This window comes from Streptomyces albidus (ex Kaewkla and Franco 2022) (assembly GCF_013870515.1).
Taxonomy (GTDB): domain Bacteria; phylum Actinomycetota; class Actinomycetes; order Streptomycetales; family Streptomycetaceae; genus Streptomyces; species Streptomyces albidus.
The window spans coordinates 1-5,457 of the sequence record NZ_JACBXA010000324.1; the positions used below are offsets into that span (position 1 = coordinate 1).

General features: G+C 71.0%; 3 protein-coding genes and 1 pseudogene. All 4 read right to left on the bottom strand.

Annotation, left to right across the window (positions count from 1 at the left end; all coding sequences use genetic code 11):
* Positions 1-233: pseudogene (locus tag H5J26_RS27900) on the bottom strand (prenyltransferase); the annotation flags it as partial.
* The gene (locus tag H5J26_RS27905) at positions 230-1,396 is read right to left on the bottom strand and encodes an inositol-3-phosphate synthase (protein WP_181768741.1); all 1,167 of its coding nucleotides are present in this window, start codon (positions 1,394-1,396) and stop codon (positions 230-232) included. The pseudogene H5J26_RS27900 and the gene H5J26_RS27905, both read right to left, overlap by 4 nt.
* A 299-nt stretch (positions 1,397-1,695) precedes the next feature.
* Positions 1,696-3,168, bottom strand: coding sequence for a ThuA domain-containing protein (locus H5J26_RS27910; protein WP_181768742.1), 1,473 nt, complete (start codon positions 3,166-3,168; stop codon positions 1,696-1,698).
* Positions 3,169-3,181: 13 nt separating this feature from the next.
* Positions 3,182-5,457, bottom strand: a 2,276-nt coding sequence (locus H5J26_RS27915; RefSeq protein ID WP_181768743.1) for a PQQ-dependent sugar dehydrogenase, incomplete at its 5' end; no start/stop codon positions are given.

Sequence of the window (5,457 nt, forward strand, 5' to 3'; positions counted from 1 at the left end):
GGACGTCCGGGGCGTTCCACCGCGTCGATCTCGCGGTCGGAGAAGTCGTTGAGGGCCATGCCGGCCTCGTAGAGGCACAGTGACGCGCCCGCCGCGAGGAGCGTGCCCCGGTTCGGCCGGCGTCCGCTCGCTGCGGCACCCGCCACCGCGTCGCCCGGCACGGTCAACACCGCTGAGACGCGCAGGAGTTCGGCCCAGTCCGCTGCGCGGCCGAACGGCCGCGCCCCCCTCATGGGCACTCTCGCAGGGTGCCCGCGAGAGCGAGCAACTCCCGCCACTGCCCGGGCAGGTCGCTCGGTCCGGTGTCGGGATCCTTGAAGTAGAAGCCCAGCCCGTCGACGGCTCCGGTGACTCCCGCCTCGTGGGCGCGGGCGACGATGCGCGCGAGGTCGAGTACGAGGGGCGCGGCCAGGGCCGAGTCGCAGCCCTGCCAGATGGTCTGGAGGATCATCCGGGAGCCGAGGAAACCGTCGAAGGCGACGTGGTCCCAGGCGGTCTTCCAGTCGCCCAGTGCCGGTACGTCGTCGATGTGCAGCTGTCCCTCCGGCAGCACGCCGAGGTTGTCCTCGAGCACCCGCTCCTTGCCCGCGTTCTTCGCCGCCGCGGCTCCCGGGTCGGCCAGGGCCGCCCCGTCGCCGCCGCCGAGCAGGTTGGTGCCCGACCAGGCGCGTACGGGCAGGGCGCGCTGCGCGAACATCGGGGCGAGCACGGAACGCAGCAGCGTCTGGCCCGTCTTGCCGTCCCGCCCGGCGTGCGGCAGCCCGGAGCGCAGGATCGCTTCGGCGAGCCCCGGGTGGTGCAGGCCCGTGGACGGTGTGAAGTTGACGTACGGGCAGCCGGCTCTGAGGGCCGCCGCCGCGTAGCGGGAGCTGGGCGGCAGCGCGGAGTCCCCCTCCCTGGGTGCCGCCTCGGTGGAGGCGACGTTGACGACGACGGTGCGGGCGAGGCCGTGGTCGCGGGTGAAGGCGGCCATGTCGGAGGCGAAGGTGTCGATCAGCTCGTCCTCGCTGCGCGGGTCCTCCTGCTCGGCCCTGGACCCCAGGGACGGGCCTCCGGGCCGTACGCAGGCGTCGGCAGCGGCGAGTTCGGCGTGCACGGCGGCGGGGAGGCCGTGCGGCAGCACCCCGCCGGCCACGAGTTGTTCGGCACGCTTGGGCAGGGGGCAGGAGGCGGTGTCGTGGCCGCCGAAGACGAGCTGGTCCAGCGGCGGAAGACCGCACCCCGCGAAGGGCGGGGTCTCCGTGACCATGCCCGTGGGCGGATGCATGCCGGAGGCGAGCGCGGCGCATCCGGCGACGGCCGTGGTGGCCACGGATCCGCGTGCGCCGACGAGCCAGACGCCTGTACGGGCGCCGGCCCGGGCCGATTGCTGCTGAGTGGGGTGAACTTCGGTCACGGCCTGCCTCCGTGGTGAGGGGGTCTGCGGATGCGTCAGGTGGAGCCGTGGTGCTCGGTCACGAATCTCGAAGGTGAGGGGGCGGTCCCGCCGGGTGGGCCCGGCGGGGCTCGGTGCGCCGCCGCCGGGGCGGGGCAACGTTGTCGGGAGGCGGCGGGTGAGGAGTCGGCGTTCTCCTCACCCGCCGCTTGCCCGGTGCCTGGCTGCCCCCCTCGGGCCACCGGACACCGGGCGAGGCGAACCGCTGGCTGCGGTCCGTCATCCGGCGTGTGCCGGACGGTTGTCGGGCGCGGGTCCTCTTACCGGGCAGGTCCCCGGCCCGTGCCTCCCTTCCCGCCGCGGGCCTCTTCCGGCCCGGTGCTCTCCACCCTGGTGCTCCCCCCGGGCCCTCCCTGGCCGAGAGGGAGGAGCCGTACGTCGCGGAAGGCCACTTCGTCCTCGTCGCCGTGGTTCTGCAGGCCGATGTAGCCGTCAGTGAGGCTGCGGGCAGGGTCGGTGTTCGTGAAATCGTTGATCTGCACGCCGTTCAGGTGGACTTGGAGACGTTCACCCTCGACGCGGATCTCGTAGGTGTTCCACTCCCCCGGCGGGTTGAGTGCCGCGTCCCGTGCTTCGAGGTCCGCCGACTGGAAGCCGTAGACCGACCCGGTCGTCTTCTCCGGGACGTCGGTCGCGTCGATCTGGACCTCGTAGCCGTTGTCCACCGCCGAGAAGGGATCGTCGGAGGCCGGAAAGCCGACGAACACGCCGGAGTTGTCGTCGCCGGCCAGCTTCCAGTCGAACTTCAGCGAATAGCCGGTCAGTTGCTCGGTCTGATGCCACAGCAGGCCCATTCCGCCGACCGTGGTGAGGGTGCCGTCCCCGGCCTCCTCGAAGTGACCGGGCCCGGCCTGCTTCCACTCCTGGAGGCCCGTTCCGCTGTCGTAGATCGGCGTGTAGCCGTTCTCCGGACGGCAGTCGGCCTGCGCGGCGCCCGTGGCCCAGCGGATGCCGCCGAGCAGGTGCGCACGGAAGGCCTCGTCCGCGTAGGACTCCTTGGTGTGCCCGCCGCCGGTGTAGAAGGCGCGGCCGCCCTCGTACTCCTGGCACCAGGCGATGGGGTGGTCGCCGTCCATGTTGCCGCCGGCGTAGGAGCCTTCGTCCAGCGCGGCCAGCACGTGGACGTTCTCCCGGGGACTGCTGCGGTAGTTGTACCACTCGTCGACGCGGTCCCAGGTGCCGCCGAGATGGGCCGTGGACGGGTGCGCGTGGTCCTCGACCTCGACGGTGGCGGGCTGTATCGCCGGGTGCGAGTCGAACCAGGCACCGACGAGCCCGCCGTACCACGGCCATTCGTACTCGGTGTCCGCGGCGGCGTGCACACCCGCGTATGCGCCTCCTTCCTGTATGTAGCCCTCGAAGGCCTCCTGTTGGTGCTCGTCGAGCACGTCTCCCGTGGTGGAGAGGAAGACGACCGCGTCGTACTCGGCGAGCCGGTCGGGGGTGAAGACGGCGGCGTCCTCCGTGGCGTCCACGGTGAAGCCGTTCTCGGCGCCCAGTTCCTTCAGCGCCGCGATGCCGTCGGGGATGGAGTCGTGCCGGAAGCCCTCGGTCTTGGAGAAGACCAGGACGTGTTCACCTTCGCGGGGCTGCTCCGGCTCCGTCGCCGCCGCCTGCCCGGGCAGTGCCGCCGAGGCGATCAGCAGCACCGCCGAGGCCACGGCGGTCAGCGCCGTCCGGCCGGGGCGGCGCGGGACGCGCGACGTGCGTGGGGTGCCTGTCTTGCGTCTCATCGGCTCTCCTCCCTCAGCCCGTCGTCACCTTGAAGCTGTCCAGGTCGAACAGGTCGCCGTCGCCGCCGGTGAAGACCAGGTAGAGCTTTCCGGTCCCCTCGGGTGCGCCGTCGATCGCGGTGCCCACCTCGTTCCAGCCCGCGCCGGTGCCGACCTCGGCCGTGCCCAGCAAGGTGCCGTCGGGTGCCCCCGCGCGTACCTCGATGGAGCCGCCGGCCGCGCCGCCGCCGTCGACCCGCGCGGTCAACTCGGTGACGTCGGCGGTGACATACGGATCGAAGGCGATCCACTTGCCGTTGTCGGCTCCCGTGACGGCACGTCCGCCTTCGGCGCCCTCGACGTCGGCGACCTCGACTCCCTCGGCGGAGTCGGTGAAGTGCTCGGCCTGCCGGTGCTCGGGCTGCAGGATGCTCTGCCCGTGGCCCGTCAGCGGGTCCTGTCCGCCGCCGCCCTCGTCGGTGTACTCGGCGTCGAAGACTCCGAAGATGTCGGCGTTCGGGTCGTGTTCACCGTCCTCGGTGGTCTTGATCGTGCCCTTGCAGCCCTTGGCCGTCGTGATCGGATGCCCGTGGCTGTCGTGGCCGAGGATGTAGTTGACCTCGACCTTCGAGCAGTCGATCTCGCCGTCCTCCGGGTCGGTCACCTTCACCTCGAAGGGCACCTCGTCCCCGAAGCCGAACGGCGTGCCGTCCGCGGGCACTTGGAGTTCGACCTTCGGCGCCGTGTTGCCGACCGTCACGATGACGCTCGCGCTGCCGGTGCGGCCGCCCGGATCGCTCGCGGTGACCGTGGCGGAGTAGGTGCCGTTCTCGGTGTAGGTGTGCGTGGGGTTCGCCTCGCCGGAGGTGGCGCCGTCACCGAAGTCCCAGCTGTAGCTGAGTTCTTCGCCGTCGGCGTCGCTGCTGCCCTCCGAGGAGAAGGCGACTTCGAGCGGCGACTGGCCGCTCGTCCTGTCGGACTTCGCCTCGGCGATGGGGCTGTGGCCGCCGGTGGCGTTCTCGATGCGGTAGACCGCCGAGTTCTCGTCACCGTTGAAGTAGCCGGTGCCGTAGTCCAGTACGTACAGCGCCCCGTCCGGGCCGAACTCCATGTCCATCACCTGGGTGCCGCTCCAGGGGAAGGAGTTGATGGAGGCGACTCCGCCGTCCGCGTCGTGCTCGATGCGCTTGATCCATTGACGGCCGAACTCACCCGCGAAGAAGTCCCCGTCGTACTCCTCCGGGAACTTCACCTCGGAGTCCAGGTCCTCGTCGTAGCGGTAGACCGGGCCGCCCATCGGGGACTCGGAGCCGTCGCCCAGCTCGGGCACCGATGCGCCGTCGTAGGGCAGCCATGCCGCCTTGGCGGCCGGCAGGTCGGTGAGGCCGGTGTTGTGCGGGGAGTCGTTCTTCGGGGCCGCGCAGTCGAACTTGTCGCCGGACGCACCACTTCCGAAGTCGTAGTCGGTATAGGCGTCGTTGTCGCCCGTGCAGTACGGCCAGCCGTAGTTGCCCGCCTCGGTGACGCGGGCGAACTCGACCTGTCCCCCGGGACCGCGCGCCGGGTCGGCCGAGCCCGCGTCAGGACCGTAGTCGCCGACGTAGACGATGCCGGTGGGCTTGTCGACGGTCATGCGGAACGGGTTGCGGAAGCCCATCGCGTAGATCTCGGGACGGGTCTTCTCGGTGCCCGGCTCGAAGAGGTTGCCCTCTGGGACCTCGTAGCTTCCGTCCGCGGCGACCTTGATGCGCAGGATCTTCCCGCGCAGGTCGTTGGTGTTGCCCGAGCTGCGCTGCGCGTCGAACGCGGGGTTGCGGTCGGCCCGTTCGTCGATGGGCGAGTACCCGTCCGACTGGAAGGGGTTGGTGTCATCGCCGGTGGAGAGCAGCAGGTTGCCGTCGGCATCGAAGGCGATGTCGCCGCCGACGTGGCAGCACAGGCCGCGGTCGACGGGGACTTCGAGGATCTTCGTCTCGCTGTCCATGTCGAGTTTGCCGTCTTCGCCGAGCACGAACCGGGAGAGCCGGTTGACGCCCTCGAAGGGCTTGAAGTCGTCGGGGTTGCCCGTCTCCGGGGCGTCGCCCTCGGGGGTGTTCATCGGGGGCGCGTAGAAGAGGTAGACGAAACGGTTTTCCGTGAAGTCCGGGTCGACGCCTACTCCTTGGAGGCCTTCCTCGTCGTGCGAGTAGACGGGCAGCTCGCCGGCGACCTTGGTGGCGCCGCCCGCGTCGGTCAGCCGCAGCGTGCCCTCACGCGAGGTGTGCAGCACGGAGCTGTCCGGGAGCACCGCGAGCGTCATGGGCTCGCCGG

Bases quoted from the DNA above. Each gene is read 5' to 3' on its own strand.
- H5J26_RS27910 (WP_181768742.1), bottom strand. From the start codon at position 3,168: ATGAGACGCAAGACAGGCACCCCACGCACGTCGCGCGTCCCGCGCCGC.